The 13,775-nt window shown below is 59.3% G+C and carries 11 protein-coding genes; 9 read left to right on the forward strand and 2 right to left on the reverse strand.

Annotated elements, in window-relative coordinates:
* Nucleotides 1-63: 63 nt before the first annotated feature.
* The 5 genes from F3J08_RS10700 (at nucleotide 64) to F3J08_RS10720 (ending at nucleotide 5,583) form a co-directional block, all read left to right on the forward strand.
* Nucleotides 64-1,671, forward strand: a complete 1,608-nt coding sequence (locus tag F3J08_RS10700; protein ID WP_166929864.1) for an NAD(P)/FAD-dependent oxidoreductase — start codon at nucleotides 64-66, stop codon at nucleotides 1,669-1,671.
* 15 nt (nucleotides 1,672-1,686) lie between these two features.
* Nucleotides 1,687-3,261 (forward strand): NAD(P)/FAD-dependent oxidoreductase, encoded by a 1,575-nt coding sequence (locus F3J08_RS10705; RefSeq protein ID WP_166929866.1) that lies wholly within the window; start codon nucleotides 1,687-1,689, stop codon nucleotides 3,259-3,261.
* A 175-nt stretch (nucleotides 3,262-3,436) separates the two neighbouring features.
* On the forward strand, nucleotides 3,437-4,069 hold the full coding sequence (locus F3J08_RS10710) for a lysophospholipid acyltransferase family protein (protein WP_166929868.1): 633 nt from the start codon (nucleotides 3,437-3,439) through the stop codon (nucleotides 4,067-4,069).
* Nucleotides 4,044-5,165 (forward strand): glycosyltransferase family 2 protein, encoded by a 1,122-nt coding sequence (locus tag F3J08_RS10715; protein ID WP_166929870.1) that lies wholly within the window; start codon nucleotides 4,044-4,046, stop codon nucleotides 5,163-5,165. The genes F3J08_RS10710 and F3J08_RS10715 overlap by 26 nt, the downstream gene beginning before the upstream one ends.
* Nucleotides 5,155-5,583: a DUF2141 domain-containing protein gene (locus F3J08_RS10720; protein ID WP_122039632.1), complete on the forward strand. Its 429-nt coding sequence runs from the start codon at nucleotides 5,155-5,157 to the stop codon at nucleotides 5,581-5,583. Before F3J08_RS10715 ends, F3J08_RS10720 begins: the two co-directional genes overlap by 11 nt.
* A gap of 26 nt (nucleotides 5,584-5,609) precedes the next feature.
* Here F3J08_RS10720 and F3J08_RS10725 read toward each other — a convergent pair whose 3' ends face one another.
* Nucleotides 5,610-7,970: a heavy metal translocating P-type ATPase gene (locus tag F3J08_RS10725; RefSeq protein ID WP_166929872.1), complete on the reverse strand. Its 2,361-nt coding sequence runs from the start codon at nucleotides 7,968-7,970 to the stop codon at nucleotides 5,610-5,612.
* A gap of 318 nt (nucleotides 7,971-8,288) precedes the next feature.
* On the reverse strand, nucleotides 8,289-8,504 hold the full coding sequence (locus F3J08_RS10730; protein WP_166929874.1) for a heavy-metal-associated domain-containing protein: 216 nt from the start codon (nucleotides 8,502-8,504) through the stop codon (nucleotides 8,289-8,291).
* A gap of 125 nt (nucleotides 8,505-8,629) precedes the next feature.
* Here F3J08_RS10730 and F3J08_RS10735 point away from each other — a divergent pair, with 125 nt between their 5' ends.
* The 4 genes from F3J08_RS10735 to F3J08_RS10750 all read left to right on the forward strand — a co-directional run bounded on the left by F3J08_RS10735 (nucleotide 8,630) and on the right by F3J08_RS10750 (nucleotide 13,604).
* Entirely contained in the window at nucleotides 8,630-9,055 is a 426-nt protein-coding gene (locus F3J08_RS10735) for a hypothetical protein (protein WP_166929877.1), read from the forward strand.
* Nucleotides 9,056-9,126: 71 nt separating this feature from the next.
* Nucleotides 9,127-10,899 carry a copper resistance system multicopper oxidase gene (locus F3J08_RS10740; protein ID WP_166929878.1) on the forward strand — a complete coding sequence of 591 codons (1,773 nt, stop codon included), beginning with the start codon at nucleotides 9,127-9,129 and terminating at the stop codon, nucleotides 10,897-10,899.
* A 2-nt stretch (nucleotides 10,900-10,901) separates the two neighbouring features.
* Nucleotides 10,902-11,675 carry a copper resistance protein B gene (locus F3J08_RS10745; protein ID WP_166930028.1) on the forward strand — a complete coding sequence of 258 codons (774 nt, stop codon included), beginning with the start codon at nucleotides 10,902-10,904 and terminating at the stop codon, nucleotides 11,673-11,675.
* 351 nt (nucleotides 11,676-12,026) lie between these two features.
* On the forward strand, nucleotides 12,027-13,604 hold the full coding sequence (locus F3J08_RS10750) for a carbohydrate porin (RefSeq protein ID WP_240149292.1): 1,578 nt from the start codon (nucleotides 12,027-12,029) through the stop codon (nucleotides 13,602-13,604).
* Nucleotides 13,605-13,775 lie beyond the last annotated feature (171 nt).

The raw sequence follows: 13,775 nt of genomic DNA on the forward strand, positions 1-13,775 counted from the left end.
ATCATCTTTCGTTGATACCTCGGAATGTTGCCATTCCGTTATCCTGTCAGGACCCTGCGCCTCATGGACTCTACCGCTTCCCCGGGCACCCAGCATTCTCGCCACCGGCTTCATTCGCGCAATGTCGCCGTGATTGGCGCCGGGCCGGGAGGCCTCGCCTCAGCCATGCTGCTCGCCCATGCCGGCGCCAATGTCACGATCTACGAAAAAGGTGACAGAATCGGTGGTCGCTCGTCATGTATCGAGCTCGAGGGCTTCCGTTTCGACACCGGCCCGACCTTCTTTCTGTACCCCGAGATTATCCGTGAGATTTTCGCGCAATGTGGGTTCAAGTTCGATGAGATGGTCGAGCTCGAAAGGCTCCATCACCTTTACGATCTGCGCTTTGAAGATGGTCCTAACCTCTCGCTGACGACCGATCCACAGCGTCTTGAAGAGGAAATAGCCAAGATCTCTCCGCAGGATGCGAGACAGGTGAGACGCTTCCTCGCCGATAACAGGAATAAATTCGAGCGTTTCATCGCGCCTCTTCAGCGACCTTTCAACTCCGTCTTTGACCTGTTCAAGCCTGACATGCTCAAGGCGCTTCCGGTTCTTTCGCCGTTCTCTTCCATCGACAAGGACCTGTCACGCTACTTCAGCGACCCGCGCACGCGTCTCGCCTTTTCGTTTCAGAGCAAATATCTGGGCATGTCGCCCTACCGGTGTCCTTCGCTCTTTACTATCCTGAGCTTCATGGAACACGAGTTCGGTATTTATCACCCCAAAGGTGGGACCGAGGCCGTCATGGCCGCCATGGCGCAGGCAGCAACGACCATGGGGGTCCGTATTGAGCTCAACAGTGCCGTTGAGACAATCGAGACCAGCAAGGGCAAGGCAACCGGGATTATGGCGAACGGAAGTGCCGTTCCGGTCGATGCGGTTGTCGTTAACGGCGATTTTGCCCGTACCATTTCCGCCCTTTTGCCAGACAATTCACGCAAGAAATGGAGCGATGAGAATATCGCCAGCAAGAAATTCTCATGCTCGACGTTCATGATGTATCTGGGCCTTAAGGGCCGTCTGCCCGATCACGCTCATCACACCATTTTTCTTTCCAGCGATTATGAGAACAATTTTGCCGAGATCGAGGCAGGTAAACAGATCTCGTCCAAGGCGTCCCTTTATATCCAGAACGCGTGTGTGACAGACCCCGGTCAGGCGCCTGAAGGATGCTCAGCCCTCTACGTTCTCATGCCGGTCGGCAATCTGCGCGAGGATGGCTTCGAATGGGATGAGGCCAACACAGCGCAGGCGCGCCAGATCGTCTTCCAGCGTCTTCGTGATGCGGGGTTTGGCGATATAGAAGAGCGCATTCTGGTCGAGAAAACCATCACCCCGCTGCAATGGCAGGAGGAACATGATGTCCATCGTGGTGCGGTGTTCAATATGGCGCACTCGCTTGGGCAGATGCTGCATCGACGCCCCCACAATCGGTTTGAAGACGTAAAAGGCGTTTATCTTGCGGGCGGCGGCACCCATCCTGGTAGTGGTCTGCCTGTCATTTTCGAGGGGGCACGCATCAGTGCGACGCTCCTCATCGAAGATCTGGCCAAGGCGCCAGTGACGATTATCGAGACCCCACCTCCGGGTCTGCACCTGATGCCAGAATGTACCGGTGGCCACGCCTGAGCGGAAGAGAATTCCATGCTGAACACGACGAAGCGAGCACCCATAGTCATCATCGGGGCGGGGCTCGGTGGATTGGCCGCCGCCTGCACGCTAAGCGCCCGCGGTCACGAGGTGATCGTATGCGAGGCCAATGACTGGACGGGTGGCAAGGCGGCCGAGCACAACCAAGATGGTTTCCGTTTCGACATGGGACCGACCATTCTCACGCTTCCCTCCGTGCTTCGCCGCATCATTGCCGAAAGCGGCCTGCGTATGGAGGATCGTCTCGACCTGCGTCGTCTGGATCCGCAATGGCGCTGCTTCTTTGACGAAGGCCAGCCCCTCGACCTGGTTGAGGACATTGCCCTCATGTCAGAGGAGCTGGAAAAACGTAAGCCCGGCGATGGAGCCGGTTATGAGGATCTGCTCAGGGTCAGCGAGCGGCTTCATGATATCTCGCGGCGTTTCGTATTCTGGAAATCCGTCGGCGGGCTGCGCGACACCATGAATATCGGTGAGACTTTTGCGCCCAAGACGCTGCGAGACGTCCTCGCATTGCGTATGCATTCTACGCTTGGGCAGGAAATCAGAAAGCGCATCACCAACCCGCAGGCTGTGCAGGTTTTCGATCATTTCACACAATATGTTGGCTCAAACCCCCTTCAAGCGCCGGCGGTACTGACCGGTATCGCCCATATGCAAGTTGATGAAGGCATCTGGTATCCGATAGGCGGAACACGCGCGGTACCCGTTGCCTTACGCAAGATCGCCGAAGAGAATGGCGTCGTGTTTCGCACCAACTGCCGTATCAAGCGCATCCTGCACGACGCAAAACGGGTCCATGGTGTCGAGACCCAATCCGGCGAAACCATCGCCGCATCGGCAGTCGTGTCGAACATGGACAGCGTGCGTACCATGTATGAACTGATCGATCGCAAGGTCGCACCAAAGGCCTTTCGCCAGTTCCGTCGCCAGTGGAAGTCTCGCGAGCCCGCGTGCTCGGGCGTTGTGCTCTATCTGGGCCTGAACAAGGCCTATGAGCACCTTGCCCACCACAATTTTGTCTTCTCGCGCGATGCGGAAGAGGAATTCGATGCGATCTATCACCAGGGCCGCCCTGCTCCGGACCCGACCTGCTATCTCGCTGCGCCTGCCAGGACCGAGCCGCAAACCGCGCCGGACGGTGGAGAGGCCCTTTATGTGCTGGTGCACACGCCGTATCTGCGCCCCGGCCAGAACTGGACCGAGATGTTCCCGGGTTATCGTCAGGTCATACTCGACAAGCTGAAGACAGCAGGCGGTATGCCTGATATCGAAGAGCGTATCGTGGCCGAACACCACCTGACCCCAATGGATATCCATACGAGATACTCACCTCAGGCGGGTGCCATTTATGGCCTCGCCAGCCATGGGAAGCTGAGCGGCGGCTTCAAGCCTGCAAATCGGTCGGACGACATTTCAGGGCTGTATATGGCGGGTGGCAGCGCTCATCCGGGCCCCGGCATGCCTATGGCGCTCATGTCGGGCTGGATCGCTGCCGATTGCCTGGATAAGGATAGCCCCGTGCCCGTCGCCCCATCGGGTACAGCATCACGTAGCGCGGCTGGCTGAGTTGTCACACGGCAACCGCGGTAAAGCGTGGCGACCGGGACTGGAGACGGCCTATGGCCGATCTCCATTTCTCACGTATTGGATCACAAGGGCCCTCAGGCAACGCCTTACCCGTCATTTTGCCTCCGTGCAGTGGTCGGGACATAAGCCAGACGCGTCCCTAGCATCCGGTATCTTGTTTTACAGCAACCATCCCGGCTGGTGGGACCCTGCCCTGTTTGCGTTGCTTCAGTCGCATTTCATGCCCGGCCGACCGGGCTTCGGCCCGATAGATGCCCGGACGCTCAAGCGTTATCCCACCCTCAATCGCGCAGGGTTTCTGCCGCTTGATCCGTCATCGCATGGCTCGCTACGGCACTTCCTGCACCAGTCCGTAGCGATCCTGAAAAGTGGCGGCGTTTTCTGGGTCACTGCACAAGGGCAATTTACCGATGTCCGCCTGCGACCCGTCAGGCTCAAGTCGGGCTTGGCTCATATTGCCAGTCAGGCGACAGACTGCGTGATCATCCCGGTTGCAATCGAATATGCCTACGGCTCCGAAAGTCGGGCAGAAGTATTCATACGTTTCGGCCAGCCTATGCCTCATTCCAGCCTGCCCGGTAGCCTCAAGGCCAATCACGCGTTTCTGGAGGACGCTCTTGAGGCGACACAGGATGCGCTGGCGGCAGATGTCATCACACGCGACCATGCACGTTTCCGACTTCTCATCGAAGGGCGATCCGGCATGGGCGGGTTGTATGCCCAGCTTCAGAAACTCAGCAGCCTGATGAGGAGGGAGAAACATGACCCACGTCACGCAGGGCGCTGAACGTTCAGCCCCGACGCGGGGTGAACTGACCATCGCAGCCCTCGCAGCCTTTCCGTTGTTGGTCGGGTTGCTCAACCTGCGTGCCCTGAGCCGCGCACCCTCACGTTCAAATGTCCGCAGCGCCGGTATCTCTGTGCTTATTCCCGCACGCAACGAAGGGGCACAGATCGAGACGGCCATCATCGCCGTTCTCGCGAACGGTCCTGCGGTGCGCGAGGTTCTGGTGCTCGATGATGGCTCTCAGGACGATACCGCGGCACGTGTCGAAGCCATCGCCGACAAACGTGTACGGCTGCTGCACGGGCGCCCCCTCCCTGAAGGCTGGTGTGGCAAGAACCATGCCTGCGCCCAGCTGGCCGTTGCCGCCACACAGGAATGGCTCCTGTTCATCGATGCCGATGTCCGGCTGGAAGAACGTGCAATACCACGGCTGCTGGCTGTCACTGAGGGCGTACACGCCCCGTCATTGATCAGCGGTGTGCCCCGTCAGGAAATGCGCTCGGGCTTTGAATGGCTCCTCCTGCCCTTCATCGATGTCCTTCTTTTCGGTTATCTGCCACTTGTTTTCGACAAGGGTCGCACACCCGCCCTTGCCGCGGCCTGCGGACAGTTGGTCATGGTCAAGGCAGAGGCCTATCGTCAGAGTGGTGGCCATGGGCAGATACGGGACAAGCTTCATGACGGCCTTGCGCTGGCACGCGAAATGCGTCGGGCAGGTTTTCGCACACGGCTGATCGATGCCACCGATCTCGCCACATGCCGGATGTACCGCAATGGGCGCGAAGTCTATGCAGGATTGATGAAGAACGCCGTGGAAGGCTTGGCTGGCCCTTTTGCCCTGCCCATATGGACGCTCCTGCTGGGCGGGGGACATATCCTGCCCTTCCTGCTCCGCGGCACTCCGACGATGCAGTTTGCGCGACTGGCGAGCCTTGCACTGCGCCTGCTGGTGGCGCTGCGGTGTCAGCAGGGGTTACGCACCGTTCTCGCCAGCCCGGTCGGGGTATTCATGCTGCTTTTCATCCAGTTTCACGCCCGCATACGGCATGTGCTTGGACGCCCTGTCACCTGGAAAGGACGATATTATGAAACCTGAACTTGGTCTGCTCGCCACCCTCATGGCCCTGCCGCTCGCCCCTCTCACGGCCGTGGCAGGCCCCGTTCAGGCGGTTATTGGAAACGTCCCCGATGACGTTGGTACCATCAAGGTTGCGATCTGCACGGAGGATGAGTTCCTCAAGCCCAGCTGTAAATTTCATGCTGAGGTGAAATCCTCTACGCCAGACGTTACCGTGAATTTTGCTGACATACCGGCAGGCGTATATGCCGTACAGGCCTATCAGGACCGCAACGGCAATGCCCGGCTCGACCGCTCGTTTATTGGCATACCGAAGGAGCCCATAGGGTTTTCACGGGATCCGAGCGTCCGTTTCGGGCCGCCGAGCTTTGACGATTGCGCTGTTAGACTGACACCCGAGGGTGGTGCACTCAAGGTCAGCCTGATCACACACTGAGGCTTCCCCGCTCGGCGCTGCATCGATTAGAGGGATCGTTGTGAGCGCCAGCGATTGAGAAGTAGTGAGTTGGTGACAACCGAGACGGAGCTAAGCGCCATGGCCCCGCCGGCAATTACCGGGTCCAGCAGTCCGCAGGCTGCAAGAGGTATGGCCGCTACGTTATAGCCAAAGGCAAAAACGAGATTCTGCCTGATCTTGCCGACAGTAGCCCTGGAGATGGACAGAGCATCCGGGATAGCACGCAGATCCGCACTCATGAGCACGAGATCTGCCGTCTCCAGCGCCGCGGCCGAGCCTGAGCCGATTGCGATGCTGATATCTGCAGCGGCCAAAGCAGGCGCATCATTGATGCCATCCCCAGCCATACCAACCAGACGATCCTCACCGCGCAACGCCTGCACCGCAGAAACCTTGCCTTCGGGCCGAAGTGAGGCTCTGATCTCGTCAATACCTGCTTCCCGGGCGACCCGCGCAGCAACCGCCTCGCGATCGCCGGTAAGCATGATCGTTTCGATCGACTGCTTGCGAAGCCAAGAAACAATGGCCGCGGCCTCCGGGCGCAGAGCGTCAGACAGGGTTATGGTGCCAAGATAGACGCCACCGCGTGCGATACAGGCGACACTCCGTGTTTCGGCATCCAATGGCAGGGCCGACACGGCGATGCCCTGTTCCCGCAGGAATTCGGGTGTCCCGAGCAAAAAGGTCTCTTCCTTTGCTGCCGCTTCGATCCCCTTGCCCGGAACGGCGCGGAAATGGTCCAGACTGAATGCGGAGGTGATCCCAGCTTCGCTTGCCCGCGATATGATGGCCTTCGCCAAGGGATGCTCCGAGTTGGCCTCCAGTGATGCTGCCACCCCCAGAAGTTCCGCCTCGGTCACCCCATCGGCGGGATAAATCGCTTCGACTTCAGGCTGCCCCTTTGTGAGCGTACCTGTCTTGTCGAAGGCCAGCACCCTGAGACGATGAACGCGCTCAAGCGCTTCAGCATTACGGAACAGGATACCGGCAGAGGCCGCTTTTCCTGTCCCGACCATCAGCGCGGTCGGCGTTGCAAGGCCCAGGGAACAGGGGCAGGCAATGACAAGCACCGATATGGCCGAGACAAGGCTCCATTGCGCATCGTGCGTTGCCAGCCAACCGATGACGAACGTCAGCAGGGCGATGATGATGATGGAGGGCACGAAGATGGCCGAAACACGATCCGCCAGGTGCTGGATCGGGGCTTTCGATCCCTGCGCACGCGAAACCATCGCCACGATGCGGGCCAGTGCGGTCTCGCTCCCAAGCGAGGTTGCACGGGCGCGCACGACACCCGTCGTGTTAAGCGTTCCGGCGAAAATCGTATCGCCAACCTGACGCAGAACGGGCACAGCCTCACCCGTAAGCATCGACTCATTGATTTCGGTTGCGCCCTCGATGACCTCACCATCAACCGGTATGGCCTCACCAGGACGGACCACGAACACATCACCGCGTTGCAATGAAGCGACAGCGCAGATTTCCAGGCCGTTCGGGGTTACGCGGTTGGCAGTTTGCGGCCTGAGACTGAGCAGAGCTTCCAGACCGGAAGCCGCTTTCTGACGCGCCCGCGCCTCGAGAAGCCTTCCAACCGAAATCAGAAGGATCACGAAGGCACTCGCTTCAAAATAGACCGGCAGATCAAGCCCCAAAAGCGTGACGACCATGCTGAAGCCATAGGCGATGCTCGTCCCGAGGCAGACCAGCACGTTCATATTGGCCGAACCGCTTCGCAGGGCATGATAGGCACTGCGATAGAAATGACGGGCACCATAGATCTGTACGACACTCGCACAAACCGCCTGAAGCCAGAGCGGCACAAGGTGATCGGCGCCAACAGCCATACCCAGCATGTCGATGGCAAACGGGATGCAGAACAGGGCGATAATGGCCAGATCCCGCTGCGCCGTCGCAGGTTCTCTCGAAGGCGCTTCGTGCCCCTGATGGTCCGCTGTCGAGTTTGCCGTAAAGCCAGCCTTGCGAACGGCCTCGACGAGGCGATCCTCCGTGACCGCCCCCGTGATATAGTCGATCTGCGCGGTTTCCGTGGCGAGATTGACGGCTGCCCTGACGCCCGGCAGGCGGTTGAGCACCTTTTCCAGTCGCGCAGAGCAAGCGGCGCAGCTCATTCCCTCAATGGCAAATCGTGCTTCCTGATGCCCAAGACCGAAGCCCGTCTTCTCGACGATTTTTTCGATAGCGCCTAGGTCTGGCCCCTCATCCGCTCGGGAGATGATCGCGCGCGAGGAGGCGAAATTGACCGATGCTGTCAGCCCATCCTGCCGGTTGAGCACTTTCTCCAGCCGTGCCGCGCAGGCAGCGCAAATCATACCCGTTACTTCCAGATCAAGACTGCTGGCGCTCATGAAATACTTTCTCATTCGACTGGAAGAAAGGCTCGTTTCAAACGCTTGCCTCTGCCGATCAGGCATCTCTTATCGGGCCCCGCCATCGGATAGAAGGCGCTACCGCCTAACCCGCAGGGACCGTCGGCAGTACCATCTTACCGCAGCCATCAGCACGAAGTGTGCGAGATGCCAACGTTTGACCCGTGTCGATCAGATTACACCGCTGGCTCGTCAAACGACGGGCGCTTGAAAGACGACGACCGCTGAGCCCATCCCGCCGTGTTGTAACCGACGAAATGGGCCTCGATGATCTCCGGGCGGCGATAGACGAGCATCTCAGCCTCGTGCGATGTCGAAGCCCGTTTCCTCAATGACCGTTTCCAGCGCGGCGCGCGGCACAGCCGCACCGTCCGTGGTAACGCGCACATCGCCCGTCTCGTGGCTGGCTTTGACATCCCTCACGCCGGGGATTTCGAGCAGTGCCTTTTCAAGGCGGCTCGAGCAGCCCCCGCAGGACATGCCTTCAACCTTGAAATCAAGGGTCTCGCTCATTGTTTCATGCTCCTTGCCAATATGACCAGACCGAGATGGTGATCAATACGGTTGCAATCAACGTATGCCTCTGAAAGAGTGTCGCAACTGATCCGATTATTTCCCTGTAACGTCTATGGGACGACATGCCGAACCGCTGCACGCCTCTATGGATCGTGATGCTCGCCACACTCTGCCTGATCCTGCGCGGGGCGTTCCCAGCGCAGGCGGCTAGCGCGCAGCTGACGGGTTGCGGCGAAATGCCGGTTCAAAGCACCCATGCGGGATGTGCGATGCATCACCCCAGCGTCACCATGAGTGGGGTGGGCCAGCCTGACGCAGCCACAAACGGCATGATGGGCAAGGCGGAACACCCCCAGCACAAACTGCATGGGGAAGGCTGCCATGGTTGCCCCCCGAGCCTGTCCTGCACAACTGGCCATGTCGCTCTTGGTGTCACGTCACCTGCCCGTACGCTCGCCGTGCAGGTAACCCGCTATGCTGCCTCATCCGGCTTTGCTCTGGCAGGCCAGCAACGGGTTCCGGACCCCAGACCGCCCCGCTTTTCCTGAATCTCTGATCCGTATGCCGGTCTGGTTTTATCAGGCCGCGCATTCCGTTCCGATCATTCAGGACCTGTTTCATGATTGCCTTGACACGCAAGGGTCCGGCGCTCAATCGCCGGAAATTCGTCACAGGGCTGGCGGGGCTCGGCGTTGCCTCGTCCGCCCGCGCCATGCCCGCCATGACGCCTGCGGCACACACAGCCGACCCCTCAGCCATTCCGCCGGCGCCCGCCTCCACGTATGACCTGACTGTCGATACGGCACCCTGGCAGGTCGGCAAGCGCAGGGGCCGCGCCTTTACGGTCAATGGAAGCGCCCCTGCCCCCACCCTCCGCTGGCGCGAGGGTGACGAGATGGTGTTGAATGTCATCAACCATCTCGATCAGCCTACCTCGATCCATTGGCATGGTATCAGGCTGCCAGCCAACATGGACGGTGTGCCGGGTCTGAGTTTTGCCGGCATTCCTGCCAAGGGCCGCTACACCTACCGCTTCCCGCTGCGCCAATCGGGCACCTACTGGTATCACAGCCATTCCGGCATGGAGGAGGCACAGGGGCTTTTTGGCGCGCTGGTGATCGATCCGGCAGGGCCGCCGCTCCATCACTATGAGCGGGATTATGTGCTTGTCCTCTCGGACTGGAGCGATGTCGCGCCGCATGACATCGTCAGCAACCTGAAGCAGCAGGACGATTATTACAATTTCCGCCAGCGCAGCGTGGCCTCGCTGTTTCATGAAGCCCGCCAGCATGGATTGCATGACGCTCTGGCGAGCCGCCTGATGTGGTCGCGCATGCGAATGTCCGCCACGGATATCTCTGATGTCAGCGGGGTGATTTACAGTTACCTCATCAACGGGCAATCGCCGGATGACAACTGGACCGGCCTGTTTTCCCCGGGCGAGCGGATCCAGCTGCGTGTCGTCAATGCGTCGGCCATGACCCTGTTCGACTTCCGGATACCGGGGCTCGATTTCGATATCATCGCAGCCGATGGATCGGATGTTGAGCCCGTGCGTGTTGAGGAATTTCGCATCGGACCGGCTGAAACCTATGATCTGATCGTCACCCCGACCGACAACCGGGCATGGACAATCTTCATTCAGCCAGAAGACCGCACCGGCTTCGCGCGCGGCACACTTGCTCCCGCCATGGGGATGATGGGGCCCATCCCCCCCATGGACCCACGGCCCGTACGCAGCATGATCGATATGGGCATGGGGCGTATGGAGAACGGCCCAGCTGGCATGAGCGGCATGAGCGGCATGAGCGGCATGAAACCGCAAGACAAACCAGCGTCAAGCACGCATCCCGCCCCGGCGCAGCCCATCCAGATTGATGACCCCGGCCCGCCGCCACGCAATGTGGAAAACCAGAATGTCGCCATGGATCCTGTCAATCGCCTGTCAGAACCGGGGGACGGACTGGAGGATAACGGGCGTGTAGTCCTTAACTATGCAATGCTTCGTGCCCTGCGCCCTGCCCCGGACCAGCGCCCCCCAAGCCGGGAGATCGTGCTGCACCTGACAGGGAATATGACGCGCTATATCTGGGGATTTGACGCGAAGAAATTTTCTGAAGCGCCGCCAGTCATGCTGGGTCTGGGGGAGCGTGTACGGATTACACTCATCAACGACACAATGATGGAACACCCGATTCACCTGCATGGGTTCTGGAGCGAGCTGGAAAACGGTCAGGGGGCGCTCAGGCCCAACAAGCATACCATTCTCTCCCAGCCCGGCTCGAAGCTCAGCTATCTTGTGACGGCGGATACGCCGGGCATGTGGGCGCTGCATTGTCACCTGATCTATCACATGCATCTCGGCATGTTCCGCACGGTGGTGGTGTCATGAACATGCGCCGACACACCATCAAGTTTCTGGCTGGCCTTGCCGGCGCCCTTGCGCTCACGTCCGGCAGCCATGCGGCGCCTGCGGTGCAGCCAAAGGCGAGTGCTACGATGCCAAGTTATATTGACGGTGTCATGCCTGTCATGGATCAGGGAATATGGGTCCATGGCCTTCTCGACGAGTTTGAAGGGCGCCTTGCTGGGCAGAATTCGAGCTTTCGGTGGGATGGCGAAGCCTGGATTGGCGGCGACTATAATCGCCTCTGGCTGCGTTCCGAGGGCACCGTGTCGAAAGGCCGCATGGGGGATGGCGATCAGGAGGTTCTCTACAGCCGCGCCGTGTCCTCCTATTTCGACGTACAGGGCGGTGTTCGTGTCGATCTGGATAGCGGTCCCACACGCACCTGGGCGGCGCTCGGTATACAGGGGCTGTCGCTTTATCAGTTTGAATTGCAGGCCACAGGCTATGTCAGCGATCAGGGACGTTTTGCCGCCCGTTTTGAAGGCTCTTACGATATCCTGCTGACGAACCGGCTGATCCTGCAGCCTCAGATCGAACTGAATCTTTATTCGAAGGCCGATCCCGCCCGAGGTAACGGTGCAGGGATTTCCGATATAGATACGGGGTTGAGGCTGCGATACGAAATATGGCGCAAATTCGCGCCCTATATCGCCATGACGTATGATGGTTATTTCCAGCAGGCGCGGCGTTTTGCACGGGAGCGAAACGATAGCGACGGTAACCTGCGCCTGACGATTGGTATTCGCAGCTGGTTCTGATCACTCAATAATTTCTTACCTCGAGAGGCGCTTACGAGCGTGTTTCCTGGCGGTTTACTCCTGAACCGCCAGCGTACCTCCGCAAGAAACAATCCACATGATTTCACAGTCGAGCCCCGACCTCTCATGCGACCTGTGCTGGGGTGTTAACGATTAACGCTCAATATATGGGTGTTGCGCCAAAAACACAGACCGGAAGCTCACAACGTGGGAAACGTATAGCGGCCGTCAATCTCCTTGTCATGATATGAAATATTGATAGGGAGGGCGCAACGACGCGCGAAACTGGCGACATGTCAGCTTCGCATCGCGTGGGGTTGTTACCTGTCAGTATGGAGAGATCGCGCGATCATGCCTGTTAAGAATGCCGCGGGGCGTCTGGCACTTTGGGCTGCCGGGACGATACTCGGAAGCTGCCTTCTCGTTGCACCGGCCTCTGCCCAGAGTCAGAGCCAGCAAGCAAGCCCGAGTGATCAGACCGCAGCCACGCTCGATCCTATGCTCAAGGAAACGGCAACCCAGAATCATGCAGGCAAGGGCGCCGATAACCCGCCCAATCTCTATGGCAGCCCCTATGATCGCACACAGCCTTCTCTGGGCACCGTGCGTCACCCCTTCGTGCCGGTACCGGGTAACGAGGCCCTTTTTCCGGCGAGTTTTTCAGACTGGCTGAAGCAGCCCACAATGACGGGCGACTGGGGCGGCCTGCGTACCCGCTTGCAGAACATGGGCATCACGCCGCAGGGCCACTACCTGCAGGACAGCGCAGGTAATCCCACCGGCGGGCGCGCCCAGACCGTGCGCTATGCTCATGAAGTGGCGATTGGCGCCGATGTCAATTTTGCCCAGCTCACAGGGCATAATTACGGTATGTTCCATGTGCTGCTCACCGAGCGCGCCGGCCTCGGTATTGGCCAGCAGCTTCCCGCGCTGAACAGCCCGCAGGAAATCTTCGGTTCGGGCGAGACCATTCGTTTCACACGGCTCTCATGGGAAATGCAGTGGAACCGCTACGCCGATACCGAAATCGGCTGGATCAATACCGAAAATGATTTCGGTCAATCCACCATGCATTGGGGCATGAATCTTTATTGCCAGTTCGAATCGAACGCGATCTGCGGTATGCCACAGGCGCTCGCCAGCAACTCTGGCTATGGTTACTATCCGACAGCCCATCCCGGCGCGTTCGTGAAGCTTTTCCCCTTCGGTGATCAGCGCATGCTCGTTTCGGCTGGCATCTATAACGTCGATCCGACCATTTCAAACACGGGCTATGCCTGGAAGATGTGGCTGCACGGATCGACCGGCGCCTACCTGCCCTTCCAGCTTGGGTGGCATTTCGGCGGCACGGACACCAAGGGTCGCCTGCCGACCAACGTCAAGATTGGCGGTTACTGGGATACGTCAGAGGTCAAGAACGTCTACGCCCAGCTGGCAGGCTTTGAATTGCCGACAAGCGTGCTCGGTAATCTGCCCATCGACAAGGTGCGCGGCCGTTACGGCGGATGGTTCATGGCCGACCAGATGCTGCAGCGCGACAGGAGCGATTCATCGCGCTCGACCGTGGCCTTCCTATCCTTCACCTGGGGTGATCCGCGCACGGCAATCGCCCCGTATTTCATCACCTGGGGTGTCGTGCGCAAGGGGACGTTCTGGAACCGGCCGAACGATACGATCAGCATCGGTGGCAAGTTCAACTTCGTGAACCCAAAGCTGGGCGCTTATGTTGGAGCCCTCCAGGCGGTACAGACGCAGGATACCGGGTTACTCAAGCCGAGCGGTGAACATTCCGGCGAAATCAACTATGGCTGGCGTCCGGCTCCGTGGCTCACCATCCGCCCCGGCCTCCAGTATATCTGGCACCCGGGCGGCACTAACCGGTACAAAAACGCCTTGTTGATCGACCTTGAAACAGGCGTGAGCTTCTGACGCCGCGCTCCGTGGCCCCATTCTCTCACGGATGGGGCCATTGGAGGCTCAAGAGCATTCTTGCTGACCCGATGGACAGAGAACCCGATAATAGCCGGTCAGTCCAGTCTCCGGTCCCCAATAATGGGATACCGCTTAACTCGCTCTGAACGCTTTAGCTGCCTCATCTAC

It is taken from the genome of Asaia sp. As-1742 (genome assembly GCF_011753235.1).
GTDB classification, from domain to species: Bacteria; Pseudomonadota; Alphaproteobacteria; order Acetobacterales; family Acetobacteraceae; genus Asaia; species Asaia bogorensis_B.

What these genes read in the sequence shown, in the direction of transcription:
- F3J08_RS10705 (WP_166929866.1), top strand. Translation starts at nt 1,687, where the DNA reads ATGCTGAACACGACGAAGCGAGCACCCATAGTCATCATCGGGGCGGGG.
- F3J08_RS10740 (WP_166929878.1), top strand. Translation starts at nt 9,127, where the DNA reads ATGATTGCCTTGACACGCAAGGGTCCGGCGCTCAATCGCCGGAAATTC.
- F3J08_RS10700 (WP_166929864.1), top strand. Translation starts at nt 64, where the DNA reads ATGGACTCTACCGCTTCCCCGGGCACCCAGCATTCTCGCCACCGGCTT.
- F3J08_RS10715 (WP_166929870.1), top strand. Translation starts at nt 4,044, where the DNA reads ATGACCCACGTCACGCAGGGCGCTGAACGTTCAGCCCCGACGCGGGGT.
- F3J08_RS10745 (WP_166930028.1), top strand. Translation starts at nt 10,902, where the DNA reads ATGCGCCGACACACCATCAAGTTTCTGGCTGGCCTTGCCGGCGCCCTT.
- F3J08_RS10730 (WP_166929874.1), bottom strand. Translation starts at nt 8,504, where the DNA reads ATGAGCGAGACCCTTGATTTCAAGGTTGAAGGCATGTCCTGCGGGGGC.
- F3J08_RS10735 (WP_166929877.1), top strand. Translation starts at nt 8,630, where the DNA reads ATGCCGAACCGCTGCACGCCTCTATGGATCGTGATGCTCGCCACACTC.
- F3J08_RS10750 (WP_240149292.1), top strand. Translation starts at nt 12,027, where the DNA reads ATGCCTGTTAAGAATGCCGCGGGGCGTCTGGCACTTTGGGCTGCCGGG.
- F3J08_RS10720 (WP_122039632.1), top strand. Translation starts at nt 5,155, where the DNA reads ATGAAACCTGAACTTGGTCTGCTCGCCACCCTCATGGCCCTGCCGCTC.
- F3J08_RS10725 (WP_166929872.1), bottom strand. Translation starts at nt 7,970, where the DNA reads ATGAGCGCCAGCAGTCTTGATCTGGAAGTAACGGGTATGATTTGCGCT.